This window comes from Bacillus sp. KNSH39 (assembly GCF_052656585.1).
In genome coordinates, this window is the sequence record NZ_JBQXYO010000001.1 from 3,065,870 (window position 1) to 3,079,917 (window position 14,048).

15 protein-coding genes are annotated in these 14,048 nt (G+C 37.1%); 2 read left to right on the forward strand and 13 right to left on the reverse strand.

Going from position 1 to position 14,048, the window contains the following annotated elements:
- Positions 1-37: 37 nt before the first annotated feature.
- The 5 genes from ACUL40_RS15670 to ACUL40_RS15690 form a co-directional block, all read right to left on the reverse strand.
- Complete coding sequence (locus ACUL40_RS15670) at positions 38-472, reverse strand: hypothetical protein (RefSeq protein ID WP_074047998.1); 435 nt, start codon at positions 470-472, stop codon at positions 38-40.
- A 15-nt stretch (positions 473-487) separates the two neighbouring features.
- Complete coding sequence (locus ACUL40_RS15675) at positions 488-670, reverse strand: hypothetical protein (RefSeq protein ID WP_000878355.1); 183 nt, start codon at positions 668-670, stop codon at positions 488-490.
- The gene (locus tag ACUL40_RS15680; RefSeq protein WP_001010641.1) at positions 667-1,071 is read right to left on the reverse strand and encodes a PH domain-containing protein; all 405 of its coding nucleotides are present in this window, start codon (positions 1,069-1,071) and stop codon (positions 667-669) included. Before ACUL40_RS15680 ends, ACUL40_RS15675 begins: the two co-directional genes overlap by 4 nt.
- Before the next feature lie 76 nt (positions 1,072-1,147).
- Positions 1,148-1,639 (reverse strand): GNAT family N-acetyltransferase, encoded by a 492-nt coding sequence (locus ACUL40_RS15685; protein WP_001003163.1) that lies wholly within the window; start codon positions 1,637-1,639, stop codon positions 1,148-1,150.
- Complete coding sequence (locus tag ACUL40_RS15690) at positions 1,636-2,184, reverse strand: GNAT family N-acetyltransferase (protein ID WP_000494681.1); 549 nt, start codon at positions 2,182-2,184, stop codon at positions 1,636-1,638. Before ACUL40_RS15690 ends, ACUL40_RS15685 begins: the two co-directional genes overlap by 4 nt.
- A gap of 143 nt (positions 2,185-2,327) precedes the next feature.
- Here ACUL40_RS15690 and ACUL40_RS15695 point away from each other — a divergent pair, with 143 nt between their 5' ends.
- Positions 2,328-2,672 (forward strand): PadR family transcriptional regulator, encoded by a 345-nt coding sequence (locus tag ACUL40_RS15695; protein ID WP_000414131.1) that lies wholly within the window; start codon positions 2,328-2,330, stop codon positions 2,670-2,672.
- A complete protein-coding gene (locus tag ACUL40_RS15700; RefSeq protein WP_001031382.1) occupies positions 2,669-3,331 on the forward strand; it encodes an HAAS signaling domain-containing protein in 663 nt (220 codons plus the stop codon). Before ACUL40_RS15695 ends, ACUL40_RS15700 begins: the two co-directional genes overlap by 4 nt.
- Before the next feature lie 53 nt (positions 3,332-3,384).
- On the opposite strand, the gene murC is transcribed toward ACUL40_RS15700, so the two are convergent.
- From murC to ACUL40_RS15740, 8 genes are all read right to left on the reverse strand, one after another.
- A complete protein-coding gene (gene murC / locus ACUL40_RS15705) occupies positions 3,385-4,695 on the reverse strand; it encodes a UDP-N-acetylmuramate--L-alanine ligase (protein ID WP_097814256.1) in 1,311 nt (436 codons plus the stop codon).
- Between the two features lie 252 nt (positions 4,696-4,947).
- Positions 4,948-6,066, reverse strand: coding sequence for a nicotinate phosphoribosyltransferase (locus tag ACUL40_RS15710; protein ID WP_000658370.1), 1,119 nt, complete (start codon positions 6,064-6,066; stop codon positions 4,948-4,950).
- 61 nt (positions 6,067-6,127) lie between these two features.
- Positions 6,128-10,303: a DNA translocase FtsK gene (locus ACUL40_RS15715; protein WP_445423150.1), complete on the reverse strand. Its 4,176-nt coding sequence runs from the start codon at positions 10,301-10,303 to the stop codon at positions 6,128-6,130.
- A 155-nt stretch (positions 10,304-10,458) separates the two neighbouring features.
- Positions 10,459-11,412: an N-acetylmuramoyl-L-alanine amidase gene (locus ACUL40_RS15720; RefSeq protein WP_139020061.1), complete on the reverse strand. Its 954-nt coding sequence runs from the start codon at positions 11,410-11,412 to the stop codon at positions 10,459-10,461.
- A gap of 40 nt (positions 11,413-11,452) precedes the next feature.
- Positions 11,453-11,797 carry a hypothetical protein gene (locus ACUL40_RS15725; protein WP_000813340.1) on the reverse strand — a complete coding sequence of 115 codons (345 nt, stop codon included), beginning with the start codon at positions 11,795-11,797 and terminating at the stop codon, positions 11,453-11,455.
- Between the two features lie 351 nt (positions 11,798-12,148).
- On the reverse strand, positions 12,149-12,763 hold the full coding sequence (ytpR, locus tag ACUL40_RS15730; protein ID WP_001006770.1) for a YtpR family tRNA-binding protein: 615 nt from the start codon (positions 12,761-12,763) through the stop codon (positions 12,149-12,151).
- Positions 12,760-13,572, reverse strand: a complete 813-nt coding sequence (locus tag ACUL40_RS15735; protein ID WP_000784588.1) for a DUF1444 domain-containing protein — start codon at positions 13,570-13,572, stop codon at positions 12,760-12,762. Before ACUL40_RS15735 ends, ytpR begins: the two co-directional genes overlap by 4 nt.
- Before the next feature lie 79 nt (positions 13,573-13,651).
- Positions 13,652-13,966, reverse strand: a complete 315-nt coding sequence (locus tag ACUL40_RS15740; protein WP_000838193.1) for a thioredoxin family protein — start codon at positions 13,964-13,966, stop codon at positions 13,652-13,654.
- Positions 13,967-14,048: the final 82 nt, after the last annotated feature.

Here is a 14,048-nt window from a genome sequence, read left to right on the forward strand (position 1 = left end):
ATAAAAACGCTCGGGATTTTTCCGAGCGTTTTTTTTATTAATACTTTAATAACTCTTTCGCCACATCTTCTGGCACTTTAAAACTCATTTTCTTATTTTTCATTTCAACTTCGACATAAGGGACATCTTTATATACTGTCATCGTACCAATTTCATGTAACTCTTTTTTATCTTTACTCGAATCCAATAATTTCGGTGTATCCTCTTGATACATTGTAAATGTTTTCCCTTGCGGAGTATCTAAAGGAGCCGATTGCATTTTCCACTTATCCATTTTCATGACTTCAAACAGCTTTTCAATTTTTTTCTTATCGGTAATTACTTTTTTCTCACTTGAATCAGTAAGTGATTGAATTTCAACTTTTTGTGCCTTTTCTAAGTTCATATCAGCCTTTTCCTTCTTCGCACTACACCCTATTAAAAGAAAGGATGCAGTTAACAGAAGTAAAAATAACATAAGGGCTTTTTTCATTTCTAATCCCCCTAACTACATAGTGCTACTTTTCTCACTTTTTGTTTGCTGAAAATGAAAATAATATAAAAGCGCCACTGCAATAGTACTTATTAATATTGGTATATATAAGGGCAAATCCCATTTCATATATACTCTAGTGCAAATAGCAAGCACCAGTAATATTTCTAAGCAAAACAAAGGTTTTACATATTTCATTTCTTACCCACCATTTCTATTTTCACATGTGGATTTTCTTTTTCGATAAGCGCCAAAAATTCATTCATATCTTGCGGCATCGCAACCATATGTACTTTATATGCATTCGTCGTAATTTCAAGAGACTTTCCGACCTGACGTATAATTCTCACATCTTTTAATACAATATCATCATTTAAAATACCGTACTTTAATACGCCATTTTCTACTTTATGTTTTTTAATAAATACTTCCCAAACGAGTGGTACATTTACAATGAAGCATAAACCCATCCCAATCAACGCTGACATCCAATGCGCTTTATTAGTGAAAAGCATGACAATTGGATATATAAACATAAAAACTAACGTAAGGCAAACGAAAATGACTACTGACTTACTTCTTTGAATTGGAAAGTTCATACCTACACCCCCTAATCCAAATTATACCACTATTTCCATTTTGGTTCATAGAAAAAGGCCATTTCTAAATGACCTTTTACACAATGTACCTATAAAATTTCTTATCTACCTGTAGCACCGGAAAGTTTTTCGGCAACTCGTCTATACTCACACTTTGAAAACCATTCTTTTCATAAAAACGATGTGCCGCTAAAAATTTTACTGTTGTTCCTAAGTAAATATCTTTCAATTTTTTATCCTCAGCCCATGAAATTGCTGTTTGAAGCAACATATGTGATGCGCCCCATTCTTTTCCGCGAAACTCTTTTTGTACGAACATTTTTCTTAGCGCTACTTGATGATTCTCAATATCTAATAAAGCTACTGTTCCAACTACTTTACCATCATAAATTGCTACCCAAAAGTTTCCGTGATCCTTTTGATAGAATGTTTCTATTTCAAGTAAATCAGGTTGCTCTTCTTTCGTAATTGAAACATTATACTCTTTTTGCTGAATATGAACGATAAGATCTACTACTTCCTCTTGAAACGTACTTTCATATGGAACAATACGAATCTTCTCGTTCATCGAATCTCTTTCCATTCTGAAGCTAGTAAACTATATACAGCGATATCATGAAAATGATCATATAGCCATTCTTCATCTCGTAAAATACCATCTAACTTAAATCCTAAACGTTCTGGAATTGCGCGGCTTTTCGCATTTCCAACACCGCACCGAATTTCAATTTTATTCAGCTTTAAATTTTCAAATGCATAGTGAAGTACAGCCTTTACGCTACGCGTCATAATACCTTTCCCGCCAGCATCTTCTGCAAGATAATACCCAAGACTCGTCGCTTTCTTCCCCCAGCTCACTGGATGAATGCCTACCATCCCAACGAGCTTTCCTTTGTAACGTATACCACTTTCAAAACCGTCTCCCTCTGCAAACTTCTTTAACCACATCGGAAAAATTTCATCATAAGCATCAGCAGATTTTGTCCCATCTACCCAAGGGAGCCATTTCCGTAAATGATTACGGTTTTGATCTAATAATTGATATAATTCCTCTTTATGATGTTTTTCTAGTAATTGTAGTTCGATTTCGTCATCTACTCGGAGTGTGAACATGTTTTTTAGTCCCCTTTTTAGTTTTCTTATTATTCTAACACTTAAGGGTGTAAAAAGTTAAATATTAACACTTTTTTGATTTCACATAAAAACACTTACTATATATGATTGATATTTAGATATGAATCATATATAGTTAAAGTATGGAAAAAAATGATAATTTTATAATTCAATTACGTAAAGGTGTTTTTGATCTCGCTATTTTATCCTTAATAGGTAAACAACCTATGTACGGATACGAAATTACAAGTGCATTACAAGAAATCCCTGTATTTCATATCCCCAATGGCTCGATTTATCCTATATTAAATCGAATCACGAAAAACAATTGGGCTGTTTCCTATTGGGAAGAGTCTGGTGATGGCCCAAAAAGAAAATACTATCGCATTACAGACGAAGGGAGAGAAATTTTACATAGTCGCTTACATGATTATGATGCCGTGTATCAAGCTCTAATGTTACTAGCTAAAGGAGAGGATAAAAAATGAACAAGGAACAATTCTTTTCAAATGAACTCATTATTTCTTTCTTACACGATTTTCAGAAAGGTTTAATGAACTTACCTACATCAGCACGCGAACAACATGTGCTAGAAATTAAATCTGATTTATACGAAAATGCATTAAGTAAAGAAAGTGAAGGGATACCATCAGGAGTCATTCCTTCACAAGTGATTGCAGAATTTCTTCCTCCAAAAGAACTAGCAAAGGAAATTGCAGTAGAATATACAGATGTGATTGAAAAAGCACAGCAATCTACGAATACATTTATTAAATACTTTACAGGATTTTCAATTGCTCCACTTGGCGCTCTATCAATACCGATTGTACTTGGTTTTATCAACATTTCAGCTTGCTTGCCATTTTTACTAGCCTTTATCGCGAGCAACATTTGGTTTATTTGTAGAGAAAATCATTGGAATACAAGTCAATTAAAGTTTTTAAAAACAGTTATTTCCTTTAGTACTAGCGTTTTAATTGCCCTTCCATTTGGATTTTTCGCGATTCGAATTATGATAACAAAACAATTCGATCTGTTTTCATTCTATTATTTAATTGGATATGTACTTTTTAGTTTACTATATATCGTTTTCTTAAAACAAAACTATAAAAAGAACAATACGCACCAACATATCAACGCTTTTTAACATATATCTAACACAACAAAAAAGACGCACAGCCAAGCTATGCGTCTTTTCTATTATTTCTCTGCAACTTGAACTTCTTTTACGTAAGCCGCTTCGAATTTTTGGATGTCACCTGCGCCCATGAAAATTAGAACGCCGTTTTTATGTTTCTTTAATACATCCGTTGTTGTATCTGTAATTAATTCTGCACCGTCAATACGCTTTTGCAGATCTTCGATTGTTAATTCACCTTTGTTTTCACGTGCTGATCCGAAAATATCACATAAGTATACTTGGTCAGCTTTGCTTAGGCTTTCTGCGAACTCATCTAAGAACTTTTCTGTACGTGAGAATGTATGTGGCTGGAATACAGCGACAATTTCACGCTCTGGATGTTTTTGACGAGCAGCTTCAATCGTTGCATTAATCTCTGTCGGATGGTGTGCGTAGTCATCGATGATTACTTGCTCTCCCATCGGCTTTTCATTAAAGCGACGTTTTACGCCTTCAAAAGTTGTTAATTGATGTTTTACTGCTTCTACATCAACATTTTCATAATGGCAAAGCGCGATTACTGCTAACGCATTTAATACGCTGTGATTGCCGTATCCTGTAATTTTGAACGTATCATAGTACGTGTTACGAACGAATACATCAAATATCGTACCATCTGTTCTCTTTTGAATGTTGCGTGCTTGGAAATCATTATCTTCTCCAAATCCATAGAAAATAACAGGTACTTTCGCTTGAATTTTTTGAAGTTCTTCATCATCTCCACATGCAATAATGCCTTTTTTCACTTGCAATGCCATCTCTTGGAATGCACTGAATACATCATTGATGTCTGCAAAATAATCTGGATGATCAAAATCAATATTCGTCATAATTGCATAGTCTGGATTATAAGACAAGAAATGACGACGATACTCACAAGCTTCAAATACAAAATACTTACTATTTTCTACCCCATGCCCTGTTCCATCTCCAATAAGGTAAGATGTTGGGTGTGCACCTTGCATTACATGGGCTAACAAACCTGTTGTTGATGTTTTTCCGTGTGCACCAGTTACAGCAACACTTGTGTATTGGCTCATCAGGTCACCTAAGAAATGATGGTAACGATGGACTGGGATGTTTAATTCTTTTGCTGCTACGATTTCTTCATGCGTATCAGGAAATGCATTTCCTGCAATAATCACTTGTCCTTCTTCTACATTATTCTTATTAAAAGGAAGGATCGAGATACTACGCTTTTCCAACGCTGTTTGTGTAAAGAAACGCTTTTCATAATCAGACCCTTGAACAGTATGCTTCATATCATGAAGAATTTGCGCTAATGAACTCATTCCTGTTCCTTTAATTCCTACAAAATGGTAAACTGTCATCTTAAAGAACCTCCAACATTTCGAACTAATACAACGGCCTATCTATAAGACAGTATATGAATCTTTTCTTATTTTGGTAATCATCATACATTTTTGATGTAGTGAAGTTATTCTTTCCCTTCACTTATCAGGATAAACTCGTACGTACTTCTTTATATGTCCATAATAAGTCCATTATAGCAAAAAAGAAGCCGCTATACTATGATAACAGAAAAACTGATAGGGTCAATCACCTATCAGTTTTTCTCTCTTTTACATCTCTTCTCTTTTTTCTAATTGAACACGCTCTAAACGTGGGTTTGGACGATATTTACGACCAGCTTTTGCTTCTGGTTTCCCATTTAGTTCTACATTATCACCAGTAAAGCCAATATTCATTTTTAATAAGCTACTTCCTACCCCGTATATGTCAACAGGTACGTTTTGAGCTTCAAATTCACGAATACGCTTCTCATCAAATCCACCAGTTACAACGATGTCTACATGCTGGAATCCTTCTTCATCAAGTGCTTTACGAAGTGCGAATACAAGCGATGGGTTTACACCACGTGGATCGAATGTTCCAAGTACTTCTGGGTGGCGAATAAAGTATTGATCAATCATCGTGCGGGACGTATCTACACGTACACCTTTTAATGTTGATCCAAATTCACGCGCTACGCGAAGTGCATCTGTAATGACATCATTGTTGTAATCAATTAATACAACTAATTCATCTTCTGGGAATTTCTTATGATATGCTTTTGCCGCTTCCACAACATCACCATTAAACATTTGAATTAATGCGTGAGGCATCGTCCCCATACCACTTTTGCCCCACCATTCATTCATCGCATGCGTCGCTTGTGCGCTCATACCTCCGATGTATGCTGCATAACCGTCACCAGCTTGTTGTGTATAATGATCATCACGGTCTCCCATGAAAATAACTGGTTTTTCTTTATCTACGCTACGCGCAGCTTGGACAACGTTATATACGTTTGTCGCAACCGATGTACGACGAGCTAAAATCCCATCAATGACACCTTCTAAAAATCCGAAATTTTCATAAGGACCATGAATTGTTAACACTGTTTCAAATGGACTAATTTTATCGCCATCTTTTAAAGAGTTAATTTCAAGTTCCTCAGGATTTTTAGCGAATGTTTGTAGCAATGCAATTACTTCATCCGTTCCGCAAAGAACTGCATTTTCCTTTTGGAAAAATTGCATCGTTACAACACTTTTCGGGCGAAATTCTTCGATGATTTCTCTAGTCTTTAAAAAGTAAACGGCAGAGAACCAACCTTCTCCAACACGTTCGTCAAATTTAAATGTTTTATTTGTTAGTCTATTTATTTCACCTTTTAATTTTAATTCAATTTCTTTCATGTCGCTTTACTCCCTACTTTACTATCCAACATTTTCTCTTAGTATACAGCAAAACCGTTTACTATACATTTGTTTCCTGCATAGCGGCAAATTCATCCTCAGAAATAAGGACATCTCTCGGTTTCGTTCCTCTACCTTCAGAAATAATTCCTTGCGATTCCATCTCTTCAATGAGACGTGCCGCGCGATTATAACCGATGCGGAATTTTCGCTGTACAGAAGATGTGGACGCTCCCCCTTGTTCTACAACAAATTGACATGCATCAAGGAACAATTCGTCTTCCGACTCAGCTTGTTCTGTTTTCGCTAATAAATCCTCTTGCTTAAATAAGTAATTCGGCTTCATTTGCTTTTTCACATGATCAACTGTTTTTTCAATCTCATCATCCGATACGTATACACCTTGTACACGAACTGGTTTAGATGTACCGTTCCCTAAGAATAACATATCACCACGGCCAAGTAATTTCTCCGCGCCCCCAATATCAATAATCGTACGCGAATCAACTTGAGATGATACAGTAAACGCAATACGCGTTGGAATGTTTGACTTAATTAAACCTGTAATAACATCTACAGATGGACGCTGCGTCGCTACTAATAAATGAATACCACAAGCACGTGCTTTTTGCGCAATACGACAAATCGCTTCCTCAACATCACCAGGTGCTACCATCATTAAATCGGCTAACTCGTCAATGACAATAACGATATAAGGTAATGTCTCTCCTGGAATTTCTCGCTCACTTACAATCGTATTGTAGCGAGTTAAATCACGAGCACCTGCGTGTGCAAACAATTCATAACGGCGTTCCATTTCCTCAACTGCCCATTTTAATGCAGCTGTCGCTGCTTTTACATCCGTAATAACAGGTGCTACAAGATGCGGAACAGAATTGTATGGTGCAAGCTCAACCATCTTCGGATCAATTAACATTAACTTCACTTCATGTGGTTTCGCTTTATATAAAATACTCGTTAAAATCGCGTTAATACACACACTTTTACCTGAACCCGTTGCACCCGCAATAAGTCCGTGCGGCATTTTTCGAATATCCGTTACAATTGGGTCCCCTGAAATATCAAGTCCAAGCGCAACAGTAAGCGGTGATTCACTCTTTGTGAATACAGGACTTCTTAAAATTTCGCGAAGAAATACTGGCTTGCTTTCTTTATTTGGAACTTCAATTCCAATTGCACTCTTCCCTGGAATCGGCGCTTCAATACGAATATCTTTCGCAGCTAAACTTAACTTAATATCATCACTTAAGTTTGTAATTTTATTTACTTTCACACCTGGGTCTGGCTGTACTTCAAAACGAGTTACCGCTGGCCCTTGCGATACATTAATAACATGTGCGCCAACGTGAAAATTATTAAACGTTGTATCTAATAATTCTTTCTGCTCCTCTAACCATTCTGTATTATCTAACGCTGATTGCTGTGGAATCGACAACAGCGCTAATGGTGGAACAGTATATGTCGGTGGTGTATGCAATACATTTCGCATATCGTTCTCTCTTTGATTTACAACATATGCTTTCTCTTGTACTTCCGTACTTGAAATTGGCTTTTGTACTTGCTCTACCACTACTTGCTGCATTGGTTGCTCTTCCACTTGTGGTTCTGCTACTTGCTGCACTGGGCGCTCTTCCACTTGTGGTTCTACTACCACCTGCTGCACTGGGCGCTCTTCCACTTGTGGTTCTACTACCACCTGCTGCACTGGACGTTCTTCCACTTGTGGTTCTACTACCACCTGCTGCATTGGGTTTTCTTCCACTTGTGGTTCTGCTACTACTTGCTGCACTGGGCGTTCTTCCACTTGTGGTTCTGCTACTACTTGCTGCACTGGGCGTTCTTCCACTTGTGGTTCTGCTACTACTTGCTGCACTGGGCGTTCTTCCACTTGTGGTTCTGCTGCCTCTTGTTGTACTGGCTTATTCTCTACTCGTACATTAGCAGAAGGCTGCATTGCATTTGCTCTAGCTGCATGTCTTTCCATTAATCGTGTTCTATCTTGTTTCAACATAACAACATTAAATGGTACATGGCGTTTTTTCTCACGTTTTGGTTCTTCTTTTTGTACAACTGGTTGCTCTTCTGCGATTGGTGTTTCTTCTACAACTCGTTGCTCTTCTACGACTGGCGCTTCTTCTACAACTCGTTGCTCTTCTGCGACTGGCGCTTCTTCTACAACTCGTTGCTCTTCTGCGACTGGCGCTTCTTCTACAACTCGTTGCTCTTCTGCGACTAGTGTTTCCTCGGCAACTAGTTGTTCTTCTACGACTGGCGCTTCTTCTACAACTGATTGCTCTTCTACGACCGGTGCTTCTTCTACAACTCGTTGCTCTTCTACGACTGGCGCTTCTTCTACAACTCGTTGCTCTTCTGCGACCTGTGCTTCTTCTACAACTCGTCTATTTTCCTCTGTTTCTGCAATTAAAACATTCGCAAAGCTTTGAACATCTTTCTTCGTTTGTTCATCAGCCTCAGCAACATGTATGAATTCACTCTTTTGTTCAATTGCTTCATCTTCTTGCTGAATTTCCTCAAGTGCTACAAATGTCTCTACTACAGGCGCTTTTGTTTCTGCAATCACTTCTGTTTCTTCTGCTTCCGCAATTACTTCCACTTCTTCTGACTCTTCTGTTTCTGCAATTACTTCCACTTCTTCTGACTCTTCTGTTTCTACAATCACTTCTACTTCTTCTGCTTCCGCAATTACTTCCACTTCTTCTGTTTCCATAACTACTTCTTCTGGCTCTTTCGTTTCTGCAATTACTTCCACTTCTTCCGTTTCCGCAATTACTTCCACTTCTTCTGACTCTTCTGTTTCTGTAATTACTTCAGCTTCTTCTGACTCTTTCGCTTCCGCAATTACTTCCACTTCTTCTGACTCTTTCGCTTCCGCAATTACTTCCACTTCTTCTGACTCTTTCGCTTCCGCAATTACTTCCACTTCTTCTGACTCTTTCGCTTCCGCAATTACTTCCACTTCTTCTGACTCTTTCGCTTCCGCAATTACTTCCACTTCTTCTGACTCTTTCGCTTCCGCAATTACTTCCACTTCTTCTGACCCTTCTGCTTCCACTTCTTCAGGTGCCTCTGTTTCCATAACTACTTCTTCAAGCTCTTCCGTTTCTGCAATTACTTCTACTTTTGACACTTCTTCTGGTATTTCCACAATGATTGTTTCTTCAAGTTTTTCTTCTGCTTTGACAATCACTGATTCTTCTGGAGCTTGCTTTTCTACTTCAATAGTAGGTTGTTTTATTTCTGTATTACGTTTAATTTCTTCTGATAATATTGTATCCTCGTGCTCTACTTTAGAAGCTACTAATTCTTCTTGTAGATTGTTTTCGTTTAACACCACTACATCTTTTTCTAGCTTAGCACTTTCCATCTGCTCAGCTACTGTTTTATGAAGTAATTCATCCGCTGAAACTTCCTGCGGTGTACTCATTTCTTTAATCACTTCTTTTTCTTCTACTAAAGGCACTTGGCGTTCAATTTCATAACCGTTTTTCTCTAGCCATTGATCAACTACTGACTTTTCTTCCTTTTTATTCTCTTCATATTGTTGCTCTCCTTGCTGGTTAGCAGCTCTATGACTAGAAGAAGTTGGTACTTGTCCTTCTGAGAAATCAGATAATTTATATCCTTTTTTCTCTAACCATGCATCAACGACTGATTTACCCTCTACAGATATTTCAAGATCTTCTCTTTCTTTTACTTCCTCCTGCTTTTCAACCTTTTTCTCTACTGAAGGACGATTATATCCATAAATTGGCGAAATCATTTCTGTTGGACGAAATGGTCTACGGTTACTCTCTTGCGAAGGTGCAGATGCCTTTTTAACGACAGACTCCCGCACCGGTTCATATTGCACTTCCGGTTCTTCATATGTAGAAACAACCTTTTCCACATACGGTCGTCTGCTTCTTTCCACCTTTATTCCTCTTTGGGCAGTCGGTTCTTCATATGCTACTCCTTGAACAGGTTGTTCTTCAAAGCGATTTACTTCGCTTTCATCCTCTTCATCGAACCCATTATCCGGTACTAAAGGAAAACGGCATTTACCTGCATTCCTACTTGCCATTTGTGCTTCTCTTGCTTCAGTGTAGTGGTTTACACGAGGAATTTTCGGCTGACTTTCAATTTGCTTTGGTACTTCTTTATTCATCGCTGTTTGTTCTTCCTCTTTGTTAAACAGCTTTTTCATCCAATCTAACATGCTTACCACTCTTTCTACTAAATAGTAACATCCTTTATTGTATCAGCATTCGGCAAAAAGTGCAGGTAAAATTAAGCATGTCATATTTATCCACAATATTCTAATTTACGAGTGTTTTCATATGGAAAAACGCAGTCTTACATGTAAGACTGCGTTTAAGCTTTACTCTTCCGATATTCATCTACACTATCCGTTACACTTTGCAATAAAGAATTTACATACTGCGGGTCAGATAATTTTTTATCTTCTTCATAGTTTGACATAAACCCAAGTTCTAATAGTACGCCAGGTACTTTGGACCAATTGAATCCCGAAAGGTCATCCCTGAATTTAATTCCATTTACTTTCACTTGCTGATTTTCTCTCATTTTTTTTACTATCGTTTGAGAGATTTGAAGACTTTCCGCATAAATCTCTTTCGTATACGGACTTCCTTCTGCCGGCGTCAATACAGCGAATCCACTTTGATTCGGATTTTCAGAACCATCTGCATGAAGACGTAAAAATAAATTCGCCTTATGATCATTCGCCAATGTCGCACGTTCTTTATTGCTTATATCAACATCTTGTGACGTTCTCGTCATCAATACTTGCATTCCCTTTGCTTCTAACTTTTCTTTTAATACGAAAGCCATTTCTAATACAAGAACAGCCTCTCTTTTTTTCGTCACAACACCAGTTGTACCATCTGTCACTTTATATTTTTGCGTCGTTGCTCCTGGCCCAATCGGCTCTAAATTTAAATTTGCTTTTTGTTGGTGTCCCGGATCAATAACAACGAGAAACTTTCCTTGTTTTTCATTACTCTCTACTTTTTGTTCATTATTTTGCACCGGTTGCTCTGCTGGCTGTACTGGCGTAGTTTCTTCTTTCTTTTCCTCAGATGATACTTCCTCTTGCTTATGTTCTACTTGCTCATTCGTTTGAATTGCTTGCAATTCTTCGTTTATTTCTTGTTCTTGCTGTTTTTCTACCGGTGCGTCTTCTTTGGTATCTTTGTTTTTCTCTTGTATAGAAGATTTAGTTTCTTTTTTCGGCTGCTCTTGTGAACAACCGGCCATATATATTCCAATGAATGCAATCATGCTCATTATTTTTATATACTTCATACTTCTCTCCCATCACTTTGCACCGGATTCAAAATTTTTCTTATAATTGCCCTATAATCTCATCCATATTTCCAATATAAACTGGCTGCCATTTTTCTGTACCACGTTCTGCAGTATAAACCGGATAAGCGTCATCATCTATATTTACGAAAACTGGATTGCCCATATCCGTTTCATATCCAATTGTAATCCATCCTTCTTGCCACTTTCCGTTTTCTTCACTTATTAATGAATTTTTATGTTTATCGTATCGGTAACCGATTTGTCCTTTTTCTAATTCACTTTCACTAAACACATATATTTCATAAGTACCTAGCTCAATATCTTGCTGTTTTGAAGTTTCAATTCGTTTCAGAAGTTCTGCGATTTTTGGTTGTTGTTTCATAAGTCTATCCCCTTCTATTTTTCTAAATTTTAACTAGATTGTTTATAAAATACAATATAGATTTTGTGAAAAAGGTGACATCCTTATAATATGAATGATTTTTTGAATATATCTGTCAAAACTCTCAATATATCAACAATTTTTCAAATATATCTATCGTAACTCTACATATATCAACGATTTTTCAAATATATCTATCGTAACTCTACATATATCAACGATTTTTTAAATATATCTATCGTAACTCTACATATATCAACGATTCGACACGGAATATCGACTTACCAACAAAAAATGACAAAACAAAAAGAGAGGCTGCCCAAAAGGACAACCTCTCTTTTCTTATATCAATTAAAATTTAAACTCTTGTCCAACTTCAAAGCTATCTTCTAATACAAGAATACCTTTTTCTTGTGGAGCATCTGGAAGCTCTAATTCACGTGCAGAGCAGATCATTCCAGAAGAAGGAACACCGCGAAGTTCTGCTGGTTTAATTAACATACCACTTGGCATTACAGCACCAATTTTTGCAACGACAACTTTTTGTCCTGCATCAACGTTTGGTGCACCACATACGATTTGTAATGTTTCTGTACCGATTTCTACTTTACAGATGTTTAGCTTGTCAGCATTTGGATGCTTTTCTTTTTCAGCTACATAGCCTACAACAAATTTCGGAGAAAGATCTGCTTCTACTGTTTCTTCAAAGCCATTCTTCGCTAAAATTTCGTTGATTTTCTCTACAAGCTCTTTCGTTAATGTAAGGTTGCCTGTTTCTTTTACTTCTAAGTAAGAAGATGCATTAAAGATGTTGAATCCTGCTGTTACATTGCTTTCACGATCATATACGCGTGCAACATCTCCTTTGCGATCAAAAGTACGGTTCTCTAAAGTAATATCTTGTAAGGCAACAATTAAAGTGTCACCAATTCCTTCAAGGTTGTAAAAAACGTTCACTTCGTTCATCCTTTCTCTTTTCCATCTGTCTTCTTCCGATTTTTCGCTAAAATAAAGATTGGTTCAAATTCTCCATCTTCATATACGAATGAAAGTGATGTAATCGGAACATGCCCTTCGGCAAAAAATTTCATTGTCATTTGTGCAATAATATCATAACCGATTTCGTTGACGATATCAGCAATAATTAATACATCTTGGTGAGGAACAGCAACAACCATGTCACCAGAAATCTTTTCACGCATCGATTGTAGTAACGATTCGTTTAAAATACGAGTCGCGTCATACCCATCATTTGTGTTTAAAAAGTAGAATGTATTACCCGCTACTGTGTCTTGTTTAAATTCATAACCTAATGAGCGTGCGTTGAATAATGCCATTTCACGCACTTGCTGTTCTGTAAGTTCTAATTTTTGTAATAGACGCTCATCAATTAGTCGATACGTTTTATTCGAATCTAGCGCGTAGTAAATACGTGTTTCCGCCGTATGATCCGTCATAATAAACGGATTTCCTTCTTCTGCTTGTTTCGGGAAAGAAGTAGAGCGAATAACAGGTAAAATTTTCGCTCCGCTATTTTCTTCTTTATGCATCGCAATTAGCGCTTCTTGTACGTAATAAGCAACTTCTTCAATTGCCTTTTCCTTGTTCACTTCCCATTTTGCCACAACTCCTGGAAGCGATACGTTAATACCTTTTTTGGAGTCTTTTTGTTCAATACGTAAAACTTCTTTCTCACTATCATACTGAAAGTCCCATTCTGGGCGAGATAATTTCTTTATTAACTCATCTTTCATCTTTTTACTTGTCATCTTCATCTCTTTTTTCCTCCCTTCCAAAAAAATAACCTCCCCCGCGAAGGTAGAGGTTGTTTTACAATTCAATTGGCAAATTGCCTTATTTTAAACCTTCAATGAACTCTTCGATTTGTTCTTGTGTTTTACGATCTTTGTTTACATAGCGACCAGTTTCTTCACCTTTATTGTACGCTACAAAGCTCGGAATGCCAAATACGTCTAATTTTACACATAGATCAATAAACTCATCACGATCTACATAGTAAAATGAGAAATCACTATATTTCTCTTCTACTTCTGGCATAAATGGATCTACAAAGCGGCAGTCTGGGCACCATTCTGCTGAGAACATAAAGACTACATTCTCTTCATTTTTTAACTGTTGGAATTGCTCCATGCTTTCTAATGACTTCATCTATATTTCCTCCTCTAACGGGTGCATTTTTCATGTTATAATCTTTCTTTTATACTACCATACATCGCGCACGGTGCAAGGT